General features: G+C 75.2%; 15 protein-coding genes. 11 read left to right on the top strand and 4 right to left on the bottom strand.

Features of this window, described 5'->3' with window-relative positions; all coding sequences use genetic code 11:
• Positions 1-81 precede the first annotated feature (81 nt).
• The 5 genes from AB0G16_RS17535 (at position 82) to AB0G16_RS17515 (ending at position 7982) form a co-directional block, all read left to right on the top strand.
• Positions 82-1590, top strand: a complete 1509-nt coding sequence (locus AB0G16_RS17535) for an SWIM zinc finger family protein (protein ID WP_362805656.1) — start codon at positions 82-84, stop codon at positions 1588-1590.
• Positions 1587-3023 (top strand): DUF5691 domain-containing protein, encoded by a 1437-nt coding sequence (locus AB0G16_RS17530; RefSeq protein ID WP_362805654.1) that lies wholly within the window; start codon positions 1587-1589, stop codon positions 3021-3023. Before AB0G16_RS17535 ends, AB0G16_RS17530 begins: the two co-directional genes overlap by 4 nt.
• Positions 3020-4087 (top strand): AAA family ATPase, encoded by a 1068-nt coding sequence (locus tag AB0G16_RS17525; RefSeq protein WP_362805652.1) that lies wholly within the window; start codon positions 3020-3022, stop codon positions 4085-4087. Before AB0G16_RS17530 ends, AB0G16_RS17525 begins: the two co-directional genes overlap by 4 nt.
• Positions 4088-4156: 69 nt before the next feature.
• Positions 4157-6838: a DUF5682 family protein gene (locus AB0G16_RS17520; RefSeq protein ID WP_362805650.1), complete on the top strand. Its 2682-nt coding sequence runs from the start codon at positions 4157-4159 to the stop codon at positions 6836-6838.
• Positions 6831-7982: a VWA domain-containing protein gene (locus AB0G16_RS17515; protein WP_362805648.1), complete on the top strand. Its 1152-nt coding sequence runs from the start codon at positions 6831-6833 to the stop codon at positions 7980-7982. Before AB0G16_RS17520 ends, AB0G16_RS17515 begins: the two co-directional genes overlap by 8 nt.
• Before the next feature lie 115 nt (positions 7983-8097).
• Here AB0G16_RS17515 and AB0G16_RS17510 read toward each other — a convergent pair whose 3' ends face one another.
• Complete coding sequence (locus tag AB0G16_RS17510; RefSeq protein ID WP_362805646.1) at positions 8098-8274, bottom strand: hypothetical protein; 177 nt, start codon at positions 8272-8274, stop codon at positions 8098-8100.
• A gap of 25 nt (positions 8275-8299) precedes the next feature.
• Between AB0G16_RS17510 and AB0G16_RS17505 the strand changes: the two genes are divergently transcribed.
• On the top strand, positions 8300-8818 hold the full coding sequence (locus AB0G16_RS17505; protein ID WP_362805644.1) for a CGNR zinc finger domain-containing protein: 519 nt from the start codon (positions 8300-8302) through the stop codon (positions 8816-8818).
• Between the two features lie 42 nt (positions 8819-8860).
• Here AB0G16_RS17505 and AB0G16_RS17500 read toward each other — a convergent pair whose 3' ends face one another.
• Entirely contained in the window at positions 8861-9223 is a 363-nt protein-coding gene (locus AB0G16_RS17500; RefSeq protein ID WP_362805642.1) for a nuclear transport factor 2 family protein, read from the bottom strand.
• A gap of 150 nt (positions 9224-9373) precedes the next feature.
• Here AB0G16_RS17500 and AB0G16_RS17495 point away from each other — a divergent pair, with 150 nt between their 5' ends.
• Complete coding sequence (locus tag AB0G16_RS17495; RefSeq protein ID WP_362805640.1) at positions 9374-9784, top strand: nuclear transport factor 2 family protein; 411 nt, start codon at positions 9374-9376, stop codon at positions 9782-9784.
• 67 nt (positions 9785-9851) lie between these two features.
• Here the strand turns inward: AB0G16_RS17495 and AB0G16_RS17490 are convergent, their stop codons facing one another.
• Positions 9852-11075: a sigma-70 family RNA polymerase sigma factor gene (locus AB0G16_RS17490; protein WP_362805638.1), complete on the bottom strand. Its 1224-nt coding sequence runs from the start codon at positions 11073-11075 to the stop codon at positions 9852-9854.
• Positions 11072-11434 (bottom strand): YciI family protein, encoded by a 363-nt coding sequence (locus AB0G16_RS17485; RefSeq protein ID WP_362805636.1) that lies wholly within the window; start codon positions 11432-11434, stop codon positions 11072-11074. The genes AB0G16_RS17490 and AB0G16_RS17485 overlap by 4 nt, the downstream gene beginning before the upstream one ends.
• A gap of 264 nt (positions 11435-11698) precedes the next feature.
• Here AB0G16_RS17485 and AB0G16_RS17480 point away from each other — a divergent pair, with 264 nt between their 5' ends.
• The 4 genes from AB0G16_RS17480 (at position 11699) to AB0G16_RS17465 (ending at position 19070) form a co-directional block, all read left to right on the top strand.
• Entirely contained in the window at positions 11699-13051 is a 1353-nt protein-coding gene (locus AB0G16_RS17480; RefSeq protein WP_362805634.1) for an MFS transporter, read from the top strand.
• Between the two features lie 216 nt (positions 13052-13267).
• Positions 13268-14284: an enolase C-terminal domain-like protein gene (locus AB0G16_RS17475; RefSeq protein WP_362805632.1), complete on the top strand. Its 1017-nt coding sequence runs from the start codon at positions 13268-13270 to the stop codon at positions 14282-14284.
• Positions 14285-14508: 224 nt separating this feature from the next.
• Positions 14509-16458: an RNA ligase family protein gene (locus AB0G16_RS17470; protein WP_362805630.1), complete on the top strand. Its 1950-nt coding sequence runs from the start codon at positions 14509-14511 to the stop codon at positions 16456-16458.
• 2 nt (positions 16459-16460) lie between these two features.
• On the top strand, positions 16461-19070 hold the full coding sequence (locus tag AB0G16_RS17465) for an RNA repair domain-containing protein (RefSeq protein WP_362805628.1): 2610 nt from the start codon (positions 16461-16463) through the stop codon (positions 19068-19070).
• Positions 19071-19189 lie beyond the last annotated feature (119 nt).

Genomic DNA, 19189 nt, shown 5'->3' with positions numbered 1-19189 from the left:
CGCCCCGCGCGATCCCCGCGCGGGGGCGTCCCGGTGGAGATCGATGTGGATTTGTCGGCCAGGTTGGCTAGCGTTCGCTGCGTGATCGAACGGTGGAACCGGGATCAGGTGCTGGCGCTCGCGCCTGACGCCCCCTCCCAGAAGGCAGCCCACGGAGTCTCCTCACCCGCCAAGTGGTCGGGGACGGGGGTGAGTGCCGACGCGCTGTGGGGCGAGTGCAAGGGCAGTGGCTCCAAGCCCTACCGGGCGTGCGTCGACCTGTCCGAGCCCGCCTACAAGTGCACCTGCCCCAGCAGGAAGTTCCCGTGCAAACACGCCCTGGGGTTGCTGCTGCTGTGGTCGGCCGACGGCGTCCCCGCCGCCGACGAGCCCGCCGACTGGGTGGGCGAGTGGCTCGAGGGGCGGCGCGGCCGGGCGGCGAAGGCGGCCGAGGCCGGCGCGGCGCGGGCGGCCAGGGCCGCCGACGCGGGGCCCGCCGACGGCCGCAGGGCCGAGCAGCGTGAGCAGCGCGTGACCGCCGGCCTCGCGGACCTGGAGCGCTGGCTCGCCGACCAGATCAGGGAGGGCATCGCCGGGTCCCGTCGCCACGACCAGTGGGACGCCCTGGCCAAGCGCCTGGTCGACGCCCAGGCCCCCGGGGTGGCCGGTTCGCTCTCCCGGCTGGGCGCCGCTCTGGACGGTGACGACTGGCCGGCCCGCCTCCTCGGTGAGTACGCGCTGCTGCACCTGCTCTGCGTGGCCCACCGCCGTCTCTCGGCGTCCTCCGTGCCCTCCGCCGACGGCGCCGGCCTCCAAGACGGTGCCGAGGCCGGGGCGAACGCCGGGGGAGGGGTGCCCGCCGGGCTCCTGCAGCGGGTGCGCGAGCGGATCGGCTTCTCGATGGCCAAGGAGGAGGTGATCGCCCGCGGCACCGTCCGCGACCGGTGGGACGTGCTGGGGCGACGCGACGAGGAACACGACAGGCTGACCGCGCGCAGGGTGTGGCTGCGCGGACGCGAGACCGGCAGGGCCGCGCTGGTGCTCTCCTTCGCCCCGGCCGGGCAGGCCCTGGACGCCTCCCTCGTCACCGGCACGGTCGTCGACGCCGACCTGGCGTTCTATCCCGGCTCGGCCCCGCTGCGCGCCGTGGTCGCCGCCCGCCACGAGACGACCCGTCCCGGCGCCGACGCCGATCCGGTCGGCTCCGATGCGGTCGGCTCCGATGCGGTCCGGTCCGGGGCGGCCGGGCGCGCGGCGGCCGGGACGGTGACGGCCGGGCAGGCGCCGGCCCGGCGGGAGGACGTGGGTGCGGGCCCGCCGCGCGGCACGACCGTGCCGCAGGCCCTGGACGAGATCGCCGAGGCGCTGGCCGGTGACCCCTGGCTGGACCGCTGGCCCGTGCTGCTGGAGGGGGTGGTCCCCGCCGGGAGCGACCTGCGGGTGCTGACCGGCCCCTCCGGCGGGCTCGCCCTCCACCCGTCGGAGGGCACCCCGTGGCGGCTGGCCGCCGTCTCCGGCGGTCACCCGGTGACCGTCGCCGCCGAATGGACACCCCGGGGGCTGCGCCCCCTGACGACCTGGGACGAGGAAGGCAGGGTGATCGTCCTGTGAACGCCGCCGCGCAATGGGAGGACCTGGTCTCCACCGCGCTCGTCGGGACCGACCGGCGCCCGATCGCCGGGCAGGCCGCGAGCGAGGTCGAGCTGCTCGAACGCGCGGCCGTGCACACGCTGCGGACGCGCGCGGGACGGCGGCCGGTCGCCGGGACGGAGCCGCCGGCCCCGGCGGCGCCCGAGGAACAGCCCGTCGTCCCGCCCGCCGCCGCCGACCGGTTCGCCGGGCTGCTGGAGGGCAAGCGACCGAAACTGCTCGACGAGTGGCTGGCCGCCGCCTCCGGGCACGGGTACCGGCTCTCCCCGCACCTGCTGCCCCAGCTCCTCGACCACGCCGCCAGGGACAGGTCGATCCGCCCGCACGTCGGTGTCCTGGCCGGCAACCGGGGGCGCTGGCTGGCCGGTCTCAACCCGTCCTGGGGCTTCCTGCTGGAGGAGGTCACCGCCGCGGCCGTGACCGGCTTCGGCGGCGACGAGGTCTGGGAGCTGGGCACCTCCGGTGACCGCCGCGCCTACCTGGCCGCACGGCGGGCGACGGACCCGGCCGGCGCCAGGGAACTGCTCGCCGCGACCTGGGAGAAGGAGACGCCCGCCGACCGGGAGACCTTCGTCAAGGTCCTCGCCGACGGCCTGTCCGACGACGACGAGCCCTTCCTGGAGGCCGCGCTGGACGACCGCCGCCGCGAGGTCCGCAACGAGGCCGCCTACCTGCTCAGCAGGCTGCCGGACTCGCGCCTCGGGCAGCGGATGGCCGAACGGGTGGCGCGCCACCTGACCGTCAAGGGCGGGAGGATCCTCGGGAACGGGAAGATACTCGTCACCCCGCCCGAGACCTGCGACGCCGCGATGGAACGCGACGGCATCCGGGCGAAGGCCCCGCGCGGCACCGGCGAGAAGAGCTGGTGGCTCCAGCAACTGGTGGCCCGCACCCCGCTGGCCGTCTGGACCCGCCTGTTCGGGGGCTCGCCCCGCGACATCGTCCGCATGAAGGTCGTCGACTGGCGCCGGGAGGTCGCGGCCGGATGGGTCAGGGCCGCCGTCGTGCAGGGCGACCCGGTGTGGGCCCGCGAGCTGTTCCTCGACGACCCGCTCGCCGACCTGCTCGCGGTGCTGCCCCCGGCGGAGCGCGAGACCATGGCGGTGGACTTCGTCCGTCACCACGCCGACCGGCACGGACGGCTGGTCGACCGCCTGGTGGGCGTCCCCGCCCCCTGGGGTCCCGACCTGACGCTCGCCGTGCTGGAGAAGATCATCAAGCTCTCCTCCGGTACGCAGTCCTGGTACGTCGGCGAGGTGACCAGACTCGCCGGCGAGCGCGTCGACCCGGGCCTGCACGAGACGGTCCGGCGTTTCTCCCCCGAACCCCCCATCCAGGAGGTCGCCGCCCTCCTGCGTTTCCGTGACGACATGTTGAAGGAGCTGCAGCAGTGACAACGGTTCTGCGGGCCCATGCCGAAGACCAGTACGCCGAAGAGCTGGCGATCCTGGCCAAGAGCGACGACCGGACCCGCCCGCCGGGCTGGAAGCTGTCCCCCTGGGCGGTGACCACCTACATCCTCGGCGACGGTGACCAGATCACCCCGAAGTACATCGGGCCGCGGCGCATCGTCGAGGTGGCGGTGGCGACGCTCGCCACCGACCGCGCGCTGCTGCTGCTCGGCGTGCCCGGCACCGCCAAGACCTGGCTGTCGGAGCACCTGGCCGCCGCGATCAGCGGCGACTCCACCCTGCTGGTGCAGGGCACGGCGGGCACCGCCGAGGAGGCCGTCCGCTACGGCTGGAACTACGCCCGGCTGCTGGCCGAGGGGCCGTCCATGGAGGCGCTCACCCCCAGCCCGGTGATGCGGGCGATGTTCGAGGGGCGGCTCGCCCGCGTGGAGGAGCTGACCCGCATGCCCTCCGACGTGCAGGACGCGCTGATCACCGTCCTGTCGGAGAAGACGCTGCCGATCCCCGAGCTCAACCGGGAGGTCCAGGCCACGCGCGGGTTCAACGTGATCGCGACCGCCAACGACCGCGACCGCGGCGTCAACGAGCTGTCGAGCGCGCTGCGCCGCCGGTTCAACACCGTCGTGCTGCCGGTGCCCGCCACCGCCGACGAGGAGGTGGACATCGTCTCCCGCCGGGTGGGTCAGCTCGGCCGCTCCCTGGAGCTGCCCGAGACCCTCACCGGCCTGGAGGAGATCCGCCGGGTGGTCACGGTCTTCAGGGAGCTGCGCACCGGCGTCACCGAGGACGGCCGCACCAAGGTCAAGTCGCCCAGCGGCACGCTCAGCACCGCCGAGGCGATCTCCGTCCTCACCAACGGCATCGCCCTGGCCGCGCACTTCGGCGACGGCGTGCTGCGTCCCTCCGACGTGGCCGCGGGCATCGTCGGCGCCGTGATCCAGGACCCGGTCTCCGACCGCGTCGTCTGGCGCGAGTACCTGGAGACCGTGGTGCGCGAGCGCCGCGACTGGCGCGACTTCTACCGGGCCTGCCGTGACGAGGGCTGAGGCGATGTTCCCTCCGCAGGTCGTCCTCGCCGCCCGAGCGCGCGTCCCCGCGGCGACCGGGTGGTGCCGATGAGCGTCTCCGTGCTGGGAATCCGGCACCACGGGCCAGGCTCGGCGCGCTCCCTGCGCGACGAGCTCGAACGGCTGGCACCCGACATCGTGCTCATCGAGGGGCCGCCGGAGGCGGACGGGCTGGTCGAGCTGGCACGTGACCCCGACCTCCGGCCGCCGGTCGCCCTGCTCGCCCACGTGCCGGGCGAGCCGTCCAAGGCCGCGTTCTGGCCGTTCGCGGTGTTCTCCCCCGAGTGGCAGGCGATCCGTCACGCGCTCGGGGCGGGCGTCCCGGTCCGGTTCTGCGACCTGCCCGCCGCGCACGGCCTCGCCTCCCGGCCCGGTGAGACCGACAAGACCGACGAGCCGGGTGAGACCGGTCGGACGGGTCAGGCCGACGAGGGCGACGAGGCCGGTGACCCGGGCTCTGGCCCTGGCCGGGGCGGTCCTGGGCGGACGGATCCCCGGGCGGGTGAGGACGCCGGGGACGCCCAGGGCGCCCAGGGCGCCGGGGGTGTGAAGGCCCCGGGAGGTTCCGGGAACCCCGGGGTCCCCGGGGACACGGTGCCCGGGGACACGGTGCCCGGGGACACGGTGCCCGGGGAGGAGGTGGGCGAGGGGGACGTGGAGGTCGCCCCCGAGGTGGTACGGATCGACCCGATCGGCGCCCTGGCCCGCGCCGCCGGGTACGACGACCCCGAACGCTGGTGGGAGGACGTGGTCGAGCACCGCGGCGACACCCCGTTCCACATGATCGCCGAAGCCATGGAGGCCGTCCGCGACGGCCACACCGCCGACGCGTACGAGGCGCGGCGCGAGGCGTTCATGCGTCGCACGATCCGCAAGGCGGTCAGGGACGGGTTCCAGCGGATCGCCGTGGTGTGCGGCGCGTGGCACGTCCCCGCGCTGGCGGGCACCTCGAGCGAGGGGACGCCCTGGGGAGCCGGGCTGCCCACCGCGAAGGCCGACGACGCGCTGCTCAAGGGACTGCCCAAGGTCAGGACCGAGGTGACCTGGGTGCCGTGGACGTACGGGCGGCTGGCCGCCTGGAGCGGGTACGGCGCCGGAGTGACCTCCCCGGGCTGGTACCACCACCTGTTCACCTCCCCGGACCGCCCGGTCGAGCGCTGGCTGACCGGCGCGGCCGGGGTGCTGCGGGAGGAGGACCTGCCGGTCTCCTCCGCCCACGTCATCGAGGGCGTACGGCTCGCCGAGAGCCTGGCCGTGCTCAGGGGACGGCCGCTGGCCGGACTGGCCGAGGTGACCGAGGCGGTCAGGGCGGTGCTCTGCGAGGGCGACGACCTGCCGGTGGAGCTGATCCAGCGGCGCATGGTCGTGGGGGAGCGGCTCGGCCAGGTGCCCGACAGCACCCCGATGGTCCCCCTGCAGCGCCACCTGCGCGAGGAGCAGCGAAGGGTGCGCCTCAAGCCCGAGGCGCTCGACCGCGAGTACGATCTCGACCTGCGCAAGCCCCTCGACCTGGAGCGCAGCAGGCTGCTGCACCGGCTGCGCCTGCTCGGCGTCGGCTGGGGCACCCCGCAGCAGAGCCGGAGCAAGGGCACCTTCCGCGAGTCGTGGTCGCTGGCCTGGCGGCCCGAGTTCGACATCGACCTGATCGAGGCGAGCGCCTGGGGCACGACCGTCCCGGCCGCCGCCGCCGCCCGGGTCCGCGACCTCGCCGGCGGGGGAGCGGTACCGGGTACGGACGGCGCGGGAACGGGAGGGACCGGCGGGCGGGCGTCCGCCGGGGTCACCCTGGCCACCCTCACCGGCCTGGTGGAGCGCTGCCTGCTCGCCGACCTGCCCGAGGCGCTGCCGCACGTCCTCGACGCCCTGTCGGAGCGGGCGGCGCTCGACGGCGACGTCACGCACCTCATGGCCGCGCTCCCGGCGATGGTCCGCGCCCAGCGCTACGGCGACGTGCGCGGCACCCCCGCCACGGGCCTGACGGTCATCGTCGAGGCCATGCTCACCAGGATCTGCATCGGCGTCGGCGGTGCCGTCACCGGCCTCGACGACGACGCGGCCCGGGACCTGATCGGCCACATCGACGCCGTGCACACCGCCGTCGCCCTCATCGAGGAGGAGCCGGCGGGCCCCGCGAACTCCGCGAACTCCGCGAACTCCGCGAACTCCGAGGGCTCCGAGGGCTCCGAGGGCTCCACGGGCTCCACGGGCTCCGGGGAACGGGCCGCCGGAACCGCGGAGACGCCGAAGGGGAGGTGGCTGGCGGCGCTGCGCACCGCCTCGGGCCGCGCCGACCTGCACGGGCTCATCGAGGGACGGCTCACCAGGATCCTGCTGGACGCCGGGGACCTCGACACGACCGAGGTCGACCGGCGGATGTCACGGGCCATGTCGGCCGGGCACCCCCCGGCCAGGGCCGCCGCCTGGGTCGAGGGGTTCCTGTCGGGCGGCGGGCTGCTGCTGGTGCACGACCCGCGGCTGCTCGGGCTGGTCGACGCCTGGCTCACCGGGCTCGCCCCGGAGACCTTCGTCGACGTCCTGCCCCTGCTCCGCAGGACGTTCGGCGCCTTCGCCGCCCCGGAACGCCGCTCGATCGGCTCGCGGGTCCGCTCGCTGGACACCGGCGTCGCCGACCGGGAACCGGACGCGGAGGACCTCGACGAGGAGCGCGCGGCGCCGGCCGCGCGGACCGTACTGGCGATCCTGGGAAGGACGGGACGGACCGATGGATGAGAGGCTGCGCCGCTGGCGGATGGTCCTGGGCGGCGACGCGGACGGCACCGGCTGCTCGCTGAACGGGACCGACGCCCAGATGGACGGCGCCCTGGCCGCCCTCTACAACGGCGGCGGGGGATCGGGCGAGCGGAGCGGAGGCCTGGGCGCCTCCGCGCCCAGGGTGGCGCGCTGGCTGGGCGACATCCGGTCCTACTTCCCCTCGACCGTCGTCCAGGTCATGCAGAAGGACGCGGTCGAGCGGCTGAACCTGACCCGTCTGCTCATGGAGCCGGAGATGCTCGAGGCCGTCGAGCCGGACGTCCACATGGTCGGCACGCTGCTGTCGCTCAACCGGGTGATGCCGGAGAAGGCGCGCGAGTCGGCCAGGGCACTGGTCCGCAAGGTCGTCTCCGAGCTGGAACGGCGGCTGGTGCAGAGGACGAAGGCGGCCGTGACCGGGGCGCTGGACCGCTCGGCCCGCACCCACCGGCCCAAGCGGGTCGCCGACATCGACTGGGACCGGACGATCCGCGTCAACCTGAAGAACTACCTGCCCGACCGCAACACCGTCATCCCCTCCAGGCTCGTCGGGTACGGCAGGCGGCAGCGGGCGGTCCAGCGCGAGGTCGTGCTCTGCATCGACCAGAGCGGGTCCATGGCCGCCTCCGTCGTCTACTCCAGCGTCTTCGGCGCGGTGCTCGCCTCGATGAGCTCGCTGAGGACCTCGCTGGTCGTCTTCGACACGGCGGTGGTCGACCTCACCGACCAGCTCCACGACCCGGTGGAACTGCTGTTCGGCACCCAGCTCGGCGGCGGCACCGACATCAACCGGGCCATCGCCTACAGCCAGGGCCTCATCACCCGCCCCACCGACTCGATCTTCATCCTGATCAGCGACCTGTACGAGGGCGGGGTGCGCGAGGAGATGCTCCGCCGGGTCGCCCAGATGACCGCGGCCGGGGTGCAGGTGATCGTGCTGCTCGCGCTCTCGGACGAGGGCGCGCCCTTCTACGACCACGACAACGCCGCGGCGCTGGCGGCCCTGGGGGTGCCGGCCTTCGCCTGCACGCCGGACGCGTTCCCCGACCTGATGGCCGCGGCGATCGAACGGCGCGACGTCGGCCAGTGGGCCGAGCGCGCGCTGGGACGCAGCGCCGGGTGATCGCTCACCGGTGAGCGGCACCGGTGAGCGGGCACGGGAGGCCCGGAAGGCCCGGACCGGCCCGGTCCGGGCCTTCCGGGTGAGGTGGGGCGGGGGGACGGCCGGGCGCGCGGGGTCATGCGGCGTCGGCGCCGATGACCTGTCCGGCCAGCACGATCAGCCAGCGGCCGCACTCGCACCGCGCGTAGCTGACCGTTCCCTCCGAGGTGTAGTGGGCGGACGCCGGGACGGCCGCCGGCCGCCCGCACGAGGGACAGGCGGGCGGCCGCCCGGTGGAGCTCTCATCTGTCATGCCCCCAGCGTGATGTAATCTTTCAATGCATTTCAACCCTTACGGTGGCATGGCCGCGGAAATCGCCGTCGCGCTGGTGAACATGGAGCCCGGCGCGCCGCCCGAGGCGATCGCGGAGACGCTGCGGGCGCACGACTACCGGCCCCTGGGGGTCGTGGAGCCCGGTCAGGCGGTGGAGCTGCTGCGCTGGGCCGGACGGCTCCGGCCGGTGTTCACCGACGACGACCTGGACCGCCGGGTGAGGACGGTCAACGATCTGCTGGCCGCCACCGCCAGCCGCCCCTATGTCTCCCGGCACGACGGCAGGGCGCCCCACCTGCACTTCGCGCACGAGGGGGACGCCCTCGTCGACCGGCTCAAGGCCTACACCGCCACCGGCCTCGCCCACGTGATCTGCCAGGACCACACCCGCCTGGGCGTGTGCGGGCGGCCCGGTTGCGACGTGGTCTACGTCGACACCTCCCGCAACGGCAGGCGCCGGTTCTGCGCCCTCCGCTGCGCCAACCGGGTGTACGTCGCCGGCCACCGCAGCCGTCACGCGTAGCCGGCACGTCCGGCCCGCGTGACGGGCGGGGCCGTGGCGGGCTCAGCGCGGTGTCTGCTGGTGGAAGGCCAGCCTCCACCCGTCCGGCCGGCGGACGTACAGGCTGCTCATCAGCGCCGAGTACGGCGGGTCGCCCTCCCGCCGGGCCAGGACGCCGTAGGTGACCAGCGCGGTGTCGGGCGTGGGGTGTGACACGCGCGGTTCCTGAAGTTCGTGGGAGGACCAGGGGCGCCCCGCCATGGCCTTCACGATCGCCGCCCGGTCGTCGAGCGTCATGCCGCCGGGCAGCAGCATGACGACCGTACGGTCGAGGATGCGCTCGTAGAACTCGGTGGCGGCCTCCGGGGTGGAGGAGAGCGCCCGCCAGCCCTGCCTCTCGATGTCGATCACGTCGTTCCGCGTCACTCCTCGTCTCCGTTCTCCGCTGTCGTCCCGGCCGTGTACACGGGGTGTCCCCGAGTCCGATGATCCGATCCGGTGTCCGTGTCCCCGCGGGGAGGGCGATCACACCGCCTCCACCCCGGGAAGATCGTTTTCTGGTACGATACATATGTCATGACAAGTCATGATGAAAACGCTGGCATCCTCCCGGTCGACGCCGAACGGCTCACCGCGGCCTACATGGACGCCTTCAACTCGGGGGATGCCGAACGCCTGGACCGGCTCTACGAGGACACGGGCGTGGTCGTCCCCTCCCCGGGCCGTCCGGCCACCGGTGCGGAACGGGCCGCCGCCGACCGGTATCTCCTCGGTCTCGGCCTGCCGATCGACGCCCGGCTGCGGCACGCCTACGTCAGCGGAGACGTCGCCCTGCTCGTCGTCGACTGGTCCGTTCACGGCACGGGCGCCGACGGCCATGAGATCCGCATCGAGGGGACCGCGGCCGACGTCGCGCGACGGGGCCCGGACGGGCTGTGGCGATACGCCGTCAACAACCCCTTCGGAACCGGCCGCACCCCGCGCTGAGCGACCCGCGTGACGACCTCGGCGTGACGTCCCCGGCGCGTGGACGACCGGGGGCGCGCCGTGACGCTCAGGGAGCCACCGTCGTCGCGCGCATGCGCCGCAGGAAGTCACGCTCGGTCGCGTTGCCGGCGAGGGCGAGCGCCGCGTCGTAGGCCCGCACCGCCTCCGGGGCGCGGCCCAGGCGCCGCAGCAGGTCGGCGCGGACGGCGTGGAACAGGTGGTAGCCGTCCAGGTCGAGGCCGTCGACGAGGGCCAGCGCCGCGCCCGGCCCCTCGACCTCGGCCACGGCGACCGCCCGGTTGAGGGCCACCACCGGTCCCGGGGCGAGCTCCAGCAGCAGGTCGTACAGGTCCAGGATCTGCCGCCAGTCCGTGGCGGACGCGGCCGGCGCGTCGCCGTGCACGGCGTTGATCGCCGCCTGGACCTGGTACGGACCCGGCCGGCCGCGCCGCAGGCAGCGCCGGACGATGGCCTGGCCCTCGGCGATGAGCTCCCGGTCCCACAGGCCGCGATCCTGGTCCGGCAGGAGCACGAGGGCGCCGCCGGGGGTGACGCGGGCGGCCCGGCGCGACTCGACGAGCAGCATGAGCGCGAGCAGTCCCAGCACCTCCGGCTCGTCGGGCATCAGCTCGGCCAGCAGCCGTCCCAGGCGGACGGCCTCGGCGCACAGGTCCTCGCGGATCAGCCGCTCGCCCGACCCGGCGGTGTGCCCCTCGGTGAAGACGAGGTAGACCACGGCAAGTACGGCCCGGAGGCGGTCGGGCAGCTCGGCCTCGGTGGGGATCCGGTAGGGGATCCCCGCGTCACGGATCTTGTTCTTGGCCCTGACCAGCCGCTGGGCCATGGTCGGCTCGGGGACCAGGAAGGCGCGCGCGATCTCGGCGGTGGTGAGGCCGCCCAGCAGGCGCAGCGTCAGCGCGACGCGGGCGGCGGTGGAGAGCGCCGGGTGGCAGCAGGTGAAGATCAGCCTCAACCGGTCGTCGCGCACCGGCCCCTCCTCGGCGGGTTCGGCGGGGGCGCGCAGCAGGGCCGCCTGGGCGTGCCGGTCCTCGCGCGTGGCCTCCCGCCGCAGGTGGTCGATCGCCCGGTTGCGGGCGGTCGTGATGATCCATCCCGCCGGGCTCGGGGGCGGGCCGGTGACCGGCCAGCGCCGTACCGCCTCGGTGAACGCGTCCTGGACCGCCTCCTCGGCGAGGTCGATGTCGCCGAGCCGGCGGATCAGGACGGCCACCGCACGACCGTACTCCCGGCGGAACACGTCCTCGATCTGCGCGCGGGAGGGGCCCGTCATGCCGGGCGACGGTCCCCGTCCGCGCCGTGCAGGGGGCGCACCTCGATCGGGAGCGTGGTCGCGCGGGAGAGCCTGCGTCCCCACTCCAGGGCGGCGTCGAGATCGGACGCCCTGATGACGGTGAACCCGCCGACGTGCTCCTTGCCCTCGGTGAACGGGCCGTCGGTGGTCAGCGACTCACCGTCGCGGACCCGGACCACGGTGGCCGAGCTCGCCGGGTGCAGCCCCGCGGCGAAGACCCATGCCCCCGCCTCCTTGATCTCCCGTTCCACGGCCCCGACGTCCCGCATGATCGGCTCCAGCTCGCCCTCCGGGAGAGCGCCGTCGGGCTGGTACACGCTGAGCAGGTACTGCCTCATGTCCTGGTCCTCCTTCTGGTGGCCACCCGGACGACGTCCCCCGTCGTCGCCCGGTGGGGCGGCGCGGGCGCCGAGGCGGCGCGGGCGGTCTCTCACCCCCTACACGAACGGCGTACCACCGGATCGACACCGTACGCGAGGGGACGGGGACCTTTTTCCCGCGCCACCCGATCCCCTTCCCCGCCCGGGTCGCCGGTCCTACGACCATGGGCCGAGGCGGGGGCCCGATGACCGGTGCCGGGCACCGGCCGTACCGTCTATCCCATGGTTAGCACGACGATCGAAGAGCGTCCCGCCGGAATATTCGCCCCCCGCCACCGGGCACTGACCATCGGGATGGTGGCCCTCATCACCCTGGCCGCCTTCGAGTACATGGCGGTGGCCACCGCCATGCCGGTCGTGGCCGGCGAGCTGGACGGGCACGCGTTGTACGGCCTGGCGTTCAGCGGGGCACTGGCGGCCGGGGTCGTCGCGACCGTGCTGGGCGGGCGCTGGGGCGACCTCGGCGGGCCGGTCGCGCCGCTCTGGACCGGGGTGACGGTCTTCGCCGCCGGATTGATCCTGGCCGGGGCCGCCCCGACGATGGACCTGTTCGTCGCGGGCCGGTTCGTGCAGGGTTTCGGCGCGGGCATGCTCCAGGTCGCCATGTACGTCCTGGTCTCGCGGGTCTACCCCGCCGAGCTCCACCCCCGGGTGTTCTCGGTCTTCGCGACCGCCTGGGTGGTGCCCTCCATGGTGGGGCCCGTGATCACCGGCGTCGTGGTGGAGAACGTGGGCTGGCGCTGGGTCTTCTACGGCGTGGCGGTGATCCTCCTCCCGGCGGCGCTGCTGCTCTGGCGTGGGCTGGCCTCCGCGCCCATGTCGGAGCAGCCGCCCGCCCCCGCCCGCTCCCCGATCCTCCGCAGGCTGGGCTGGGCGCTGCTCGTCGCGGCCGGAGCCGCCCTCATGCAGTACGGCGGCGCGGCGCGTGGCGCCGGGTTCGCCCTGCTCGTCGTCGGCCTGGTCGTGCTGGGCGCGGCGCTGCCCCGCCTGCTGCCCCCCGGGACCCTGCGCGCGGCCCGCGGGCTGCCGTCGGTGATCTCCCTGCGCGGCATCGTGTCGGGTGCGGTCATCGGTGGTGAGGCGTTCCTGCCGCTGATGCTCAACGAGGAGCGGGGCCTGTCGCTGACCATGGCCGGGCTCGTCCTGACCGGCGGTGCGCTGAGCTGGTCGTTCGGCTCCTGGGTGGTGGGCCGCAGGCGGTTCGAGCGCGTTCCGCTGCTGCGCCTCGGCTCCCTGCTGATCACCCTGGGGCTCGTGCTGATGGCCCTGACCGTCTTCGCCGTCGTCCCGATCGCCGCGGCCTTCCTCGGGGAGATCGTGCTGGGTCTCGGCATGGGGCTGGTGTACCCGACGCTCTCGGTGCTCGTCCTGGAGCTGTCGCCCCCCGGGGAGGAGGGCGAGAACAGCGCGTCGCTGGGGGTCGCGGAGTCGGTGTACACGGTCGTCTCGGTCGCGGTCGCCGGCGCGCTCCTGGCGGCCCTGGGCACCCTCGGCGCGGTCTACCTGCTCTGCTTCGCGCTGGTGGCGGCGCTGGCGGCCACCGGGATCGTCGTCGCGGGCCGGGTCAAGGCCTGACGCCCCCTTCGCCCCGTCCCCCGATCCCCCCGGGGGCGGGGGACGCCCCCCTCGCCCCGGCCCCGGTCCCCCGGGGGCGGGGGACGCCCGTGGGGCTTCGTGGCACGATGGGAAGAACGCCGTTCTCGCCGGTGTTGAAGAGAGTCCCGCCTCCGGGCGGGATTCGTGTTTTCAGAGCTCGGGGTCCTCCGGGCTCGGAGAGACCGAGGGGGGTCCATGCCGCGCGTCCGTGAGCTCGAGGTGTTCCGGTTGATCCTGCCCTACGGCAGGCGGCCGGAGAGCATCCTCGTCCGGCTCACCGACTACGGCGGCATGACCGGGTGGGGCGAGGTCGTCGACGCCGGCCCCGAGATCCGGGTCTCGCTGGAGGAAGGGCTCGGCCGGGCGCTGATCGGCGTGGACTGGGAGCACCCCGACGAGCTGGGCCCGATCCCCGGCGGATCCGCCGCCGACATGGCCTGCTGGGACCTGTGGGGCAGGATGCGCGGCGTGCCGCTGGCCCACGCGCTCGGCGGCACCCGCACCTCGCTCACGGCCACCGTCAGGGTCGGTGCCGACCGGAACCTCGACAGCCTGGTCGCGAGGGTGAACCGGCACGTCTGCGCCGGGTACTCCCACGTCACCCTGGACATCCACCCCGGCTGGGACGTCGAGCCGCTGCGCGCCGTCCGCCAGGCGTACCCGGTGCTGGGCATCGGCGTGGACGCCCGCGGCGCCTACACCGGAATCGACGCCCTGGAGGCGCTCGACTCCTACGAGCTCTCCGCGATCGAGCGTCCCTTCACCGGCCCGTCGGGCCTGGCCGACCACGCCGACCTGCAGGAGCGGGTCGCCGCGCCGGTCCTGCTGGAGGTCTCCTCGGACGCGGAGCTGGAAGAGGCGATCACCGTACGGGCGGGCCGGGCGCTGCTGCTCCGCCCCTCGGCACTGGGATCCCTGCGTGAGGTGCGCCGGGTGCACGACCGTGCGACGAACGCCGGCTGGGAGATCGCCTGCGCCGGGGGCCGCGGCACCGGACTGGCCCGCGCGGCCACCGTCGCCGCCGCCAGCCTGCCCGGCTGCGGCCTGCCCTGTGACGTGGCCGAGCCGCCGCGCAGCGCCCAGATCGTCGACCCGCCGGTCGGAGCCTCGGGCGGCGTGGTGGCCGTGCCCCTGACCCAGCCGGGACTGGGCCACCGCATCGACGAGGACCGGGTCCGCCGCCTGGCCAAGGAGTCGTACTCCGTCACCTGAGACGAGACCGGGTGAGGGCGCGGCCCGGCGGCCACGGCCTCACGGGTTCGGCGTTCCCGTCCCCGGTGGTCCCCTCCCACCCTCCGGCGCCCCCTCGCGCGGGCGGTCCTCCCGCACGCGGGCGGCCCGCGTACGAGGCGGGCGTCCGGTCGTTTATTCGATGGCGTCGCCGGTTCCCTCTTCCGTATCGTCACCGGGACGTCGTACCGGCCGGGGAGTGGATCATGCGCGTGCACTACCCCCGCACCCCTCACCTGCCGTGGTCGCCGGGGGCCACCTCGGACGACCTGCGCGCCACCGGGCTGCCGGAGCTGGAGGGCCGGGAGGTCGTCGTCACCGAGAAGCTCGACGGGGAGAACACCACCCTGTACCCCGACGGGCTGCACGCCCGCTCGCTCGACTCGGCGCACCATCCCTCCCGCGCGTGGATCAAGGCGCTGCACGGCAGGATCGCCCGGTCCATCCCGCCGGGCACGCGGGTGTGCGGGGAGAACCTCTACGCCCGCCACTCGATCGAGTACCGGGACCTGGAAAGCTGGTTCTACGCCTTCTCCGTCTGGGACGGTGACCACTGTCTCGGCTGGGACCGGACCGTGCGCCTGACCCGGAGGCTGGGGCTGCCCGTCCCGCCGGTGCTGTGGCGCGGCGTCTTCGACGAGCGGGCGTTGCGGGCGCTGCGCCTGGACACGACACGGCGGGAGGGCTACGTCGTACGGACCGTCGAGGGCTTCCGGCGCGAGGAGTTCGCCCGCCGGGTGGCCAAGTGGGTGCGTCCCCGGCACGTGCGGACCGACGAGCACTGGATGCTCGGTCCCGTCGTGGAGAACGGCCTGAGCCCGGCCGCCGCCCTGTGGGAGGTGCGCTCGGGGGCCGATCGCGACGTGCCGTCACTGCTGGCGGCGCTGGGAGCGGGAGCCGGCGACCCGGATGGTCCCTCCGGAGCCGGACGTGCCGATGCCGCCGGGCACATCGAGGCCGCCGGGAGAACCGGGAACACCGAGGCCGCCGAGGTCGCCGTGGCCGACGTCTCCGCCCGGCTCGACCTGCTGGGCCGGACGGGGGACGCCCGGCTGGCGGGCGTGCTGGCGGCCCTGTTCCACGGCGCGTACCGCTCCCGGCTGGCACCCCGGCTGGTGGCGCCGCTGGGCATGCCCCTGGCGCGGCGGGTCGCCGACCTGGTCGGGCTCCACCCCCTCCTGCACCGCCCCCTGCCCGACGAGGCGCGCCGGGAGGGGCTGGTACGGCTGTCCGCCGCCGCCGACCTGGGGGTCCTGCACGCGGTCGCCGCGGCGGTGCTGGCCGGGCACGCCGGCGAGACCGTCACCGAGGCGCGCGAACAGGTCGGCTGGTCCGAGCTCCACGCCGAGGAGGCCGGACTGCTCGGCGAGGCACCGCTGGCGTCGCTGCGCGAGGGCATGCGCGAGGCGCTGGGCGTCCGCGACGGCGTGCGCGGGGGGCTCGGCGTCGCCGCGGGCGAGGACGCCGGGCCGGACGACGCCTGGCAGCGGCGGCGGGGGAGCGGCGTGACGGAGCGTGACGCGGCAGGCCGTGACACGGCGGACCGTGACGTGGCGCATCGTGACGTGGCGGACCGCTGCTGGGCCGAGGCCCGCGAGGCGTACGCGCTGGGCCGGATCACCACGGCCGCCGAGGGGCGGGCGCTGACGTGGCGGTGGCGGTCGGGCGGGTTTCCCCGGCTCGTCGTCACGGTCGGCCCCTCGGGCAGCGGCAAGAGCACCTTCGCCCGCCGCCTGCCGGGCGTCGACGCCGTCGTCTCGCTGGACGAGCTGCGCCGGACCGGCGGGACGGGCGCGAGCCGGCGTGCCGACCCGGCGATCCTCACCGAGGGGCTGCGCCGGCTCGACACGCTCCTGGCGGCCGGCGGGACCGTCGTCTGGGACGCCACCGCCCTGAACCGCCACCAGCGCTCCCTGGTGCACGCGGTGGCCCGCCGCCGCGACGCGCTGACGACGCACGCGGTCCTGCTGGTCCCCGACGGCATGCTGGCCGGGCGCAACACCGGGCGCGCGCACCCGGTGCCGCCCGAGGCGCTCTCGTCCCAGCTCCGCCGGTTCTCCCCGCCCTACCCCGGAGAGGCGCACCGCACCTGGTACGTCGGGCCCGACGGAGAGGTCGGCGACGTCGCCGGGACACTGGACGCCGAGGAGGAGTGAGCATGCGCACGAGCGAGGAGATCTACCACCGGGTGCGCTGGGACCCGCGTTTCGACCCGGCCCGGTTCGTGCTGGGGATCAACGTGCGCGGCGCCGCCCCCAAGCGCGTCCCGCTGCCCGCCTTCGTGCCCGGGGGCGACATCCCCTGGCACCGCGTCCTGTTCGTCGAGGCCGACGGCGAGGTGCTCTGGGACCGCGCGGCGGGTCTGGACCGCGTCGACGCCTCGCTCGCCGGCCGGGTACGGGAACCGCGCAGGCTCCGGGCGCCGTTCTTCACCGCCGTGACACCGTTCGCGTGGGACCCGGCCGGAGGCTGGCGCCCCGCGCCGACGGGGCCGACGGGGCCGACAGGGCTGTCGGGGCTGTCGGGGCCGGAGACGGCGGCCGCGCGTGTGCCGGTGCCCGCCCGCCTGCGCGTGCTGACCTGGAACACCCTGTGGGACCGCTACGACGGCCACCGGATCGCCACCGCCCGCCGCAGGCCGCTGCTGGTCGAGGAGCTGGAACGTGCCGACGCCGACGTCATCGCGCTGCAGGAGGTGGAGGCCGGGCTGCTCGGCCCGCTGCTGGGAGCCGCCTGGGTCAGGAACGGTTACACGCTGAGCGCCGACCCGGCCGGCCGCGACATCGACGACAGCGGGGTCCTGCTGCTCAGCCGCCTGCCCGTACGGGAGGGGGGACGCCATGTCCTCGGCCCGCACAAGGCCGTCGCGGCGCTCACGGTGCGGTCCGCCGCCGGTCCGCTCGTGGTCGCCGCCACCCATCTCACCAGTGACCACAGCGAGAACGGCCCCGCCAGGCGCGACGCGGAACTCTCCCGCCTCGCCGAGGTGCTGGCCTCGGTCGACGGCGACCTGATCCTGCTGGGAGACCTCAACGACGGCGGCGACGGTCCCGCCCGGGTGCTGGGCCTGCGGGACGCCTGGACGGAGTTCCACGGACCCGACGACCGGACCGCGACCTTCGACCCCGGGACCAACCCGCTGGCGGCCGTCTCCTCGCTCTCCGGCCGGGCCTCCCGGCTCGACCGGGTGCTGCTGCGCGGCCACGGCCTGCGGACCGTCGACGCCGCCGTGCGGGGTGACTCTCCCGCGACCGACGACGGCCTCTTCCTGTCGGACCACTACGGCGTCGTCGCCGACGTCACCACGGACGCCGGTACGGACGTCACCGTCACCGTCACCGTCACCGTCACCGTCGGCGTCGGCGTCGGCGACGCGGGCGAGGGCGAGGGCGCGGGGACGGAGGGGGTGGGGGCGGGGCGGGAGCCTCATCCCAGCGGTCCCGAGGAGGAGGCGCGGGCGCGGGAGGTCGTGGAGCGGTTGCGGGCCTCGCTGCCGGAGGGGAGCGTGTACGTCGCGGGATCGCGCCGCCTGGGCTGCGCGCTGCCGGGCGCGGACCTGGACCTGGTGGCGGCATTGCCCGGACCGCCCGGACCGCCCGGACCGGGAGGCACCGGGAACGCGAAGGGCGCTCGGCGCATGAGGGGCACCGAGGGCGCCGAGGGCACGGGAGGCATCGGGAGCATCGGGAGCGTCGAGGACAGGGTCCGGGCGGCGCTGCCGGAGGCGACGGGGATGCGGCGCGTCCACGGCGCCCGCGTACCCGGCCTGCGGCTGCGCGCCGGGGGCCTCGACGTGGACCTGGCCGTCGTCGTGACCGGGGGACTTCCTCCCGCCGAGGCGGTGGAGCGCCGTACCGAGCTGGACGAGGCGTCCGCCCTCGCGCTCAGCGCGATCAGCGACGCCGACGCGGTACTCGCCGCGGCGGGCGCGGACCGCGCGGCCTTCCTCGCCCTGGCGCGGCAGGTGAAGGCCTGGGCGAGGGCGCGGGGCCTGGACTCGGCCCCGTTCGGCGGGCTGCCCGGCCTGGCCTGGACCGTCCTGGCGGCGCGGGCGACGCGCGAGGCCGGGGCTCCGGGGAATCCAGGGCATCCGGAAGACCCGGGAAGCCCGGGTGACACGGGGGGTCCGTCGCGGGGCGAGCTGTTGCGGCACTTCTTCGGCACCTGGGCCGCCTGGGACTGGAGCCGTCCGGTCGAGCTGTGGCCGCAGGCGCCTCCCGGCGGGGGGAGGACGCCCGCCCGGGAGAGCGGCCCGTCGGGCGGTGATCCACCCGACGACCGCGCGGCCGTCACGGTCATGACTCCCGGCACCCCGGTCCGCTCGTGCACCGAGCAGGTCGGCGCCGGCGGCCGGGATCTGCTGACACAGGAGCTGTACCACGCCTGGGAGATCCTGGAGGCGGCGGGAACCGGCCCGGTTCCCTGGTCCGCGCTGCTGTCGCCCCCGCCGCTGCACCGCCGGCACGCGGCGTGGGCGGTGGTGACCGTACGGACGGAGCGGGCCGGTGACCCCGGCGGGACGCTGGGCCGCGCTCGCGGCAGGATGCGCGCGCTGCTGACCTCGCTGGAGCGGGCCGGCACGCGTGACGCGCACGCCTGGCCCCGGCCGTTCGAGAGCGGACCGGACGCGGTGCGGTTCGCCGTGGGCCTCGGCCGCACGCCACCGGACGCGGCCGGTCTCGCCGGGATCGCCGGACCGTGGGCGGCGAGCCTGCGCGGGGTCGACGTCACATGGGCGGCGCGCGGCGAGGTGCCGACGCTCACGTGACGGCGGGACGACGTAGACCCCGGTGTAGTGGCCCCGGGCGGTGTCGCCGTCCGAGATGTCCGGGGGAGGTGCCGACCGTGACCGGCCCGCTGCCCGGCCGCAACCCCCCTTGAGCGACA

Source organism: Streptosporangium sp. NPDC023615 (assembly GCF_040640155.1).
In the GTDB taxonomy this organism is placed as follows: Bacteria; Actinomycetota; Actinomycetes; order Streptosporangiales; family Streptosporangiaceae; genus Streptosporangium.
The sequence above is the reverse complement of the archived record's forward strand: the minus strand, read 5'-3'. Positions and strand labels throughout refer to the sequence as shown.

What these genes read in the sequence shown, in the direction of transcription:
- AB0G16_RS17480 (WP_362805634.1), top strand. Translation starts at nt 11,699, where the DNA reads ATGGTTAGCACGACGATCGAAGAGCGTCCCGCCGGAATATTCGCCCCC.
- AB0G16_RS17510 (WP_362805646.1), bottom strand. Translation starts at nt 8,274, where the DNA reads ATGACAGATGAGAGCTCCACCGGGCGGCCGCCCGCCTGTCCCTCGTGC.
- AB0G16_RS17490 (WP_362805638.1), bottom strand. Translation starts at nt 11,075, where the DNA reads ATGACGGGCCCCTCCCGCGCGCAGATCGAGGACGTGTTCCGCCGGGAG.
- AB0G16_RS17485 (WP_362805636.1), bottom strand. Translation starts at nt 11,434, where the DNA reads ATGAGGCAGTACCTGCTCAGCGTGTACCAGCCCGACGGCGCTCTCCCG.
- AB0G16_RS17465 (WP_362805628.1), top strand. Translation starts at nt 16,461, where the DNA reads ATGCGCACGAGCGAGGAGATCTACCACCGGGTGCGCTGGGACCCGCGT.
- AB0G16_RS17520 (WP_362805650.1), top strand. Translation starts at nt 4,157, where the DNA reads ATGAGCGTCTCCGTGCTGGGAATCCGGCACCACGGGCCAGGCTCGGCG.
- AB0G16_RS17475 (WP_362805632.1), top strand. Translation starts at nt 13,268, where the DNA reads ATGCCGCGCGTCCGTGAGCTCGAGGTGTTCCGGTTGATCCTGCCCTAC.
- AB0G16_RS17470 (WP_362805630.1), top strand. Translation starts at nt 14,509, where the DNA reads ATGCGCGTGCACTACCCCCGCACCCCTCACCTGCCGTGGTCGCCGGGG.
- AB0G16_RS17495 (WP_362805640.1), top strand. Translation starts at nt 9,374, where the DNA reads ATGACAAGTCATGATGAAAACGCTGGCATCCTCCCGGTCGACGCCGAA.
- AB0G16_RS17505 (WP_362805644.1), top strand. Translation starts at nt 8,300, where the DNA reads ATGCATTTCAACCCTTACGGTGGCATGGCCGCGGAAATCGCCGTCGCG.
- AB0G16_RS17515 (WP_362805648.1), top strand. Translation starts at nt 6,831, where the DNA reads ATGGATGAGAGGCTGCGCCGCTGGCGGATGGTCCTGGGCGGCGACGCG.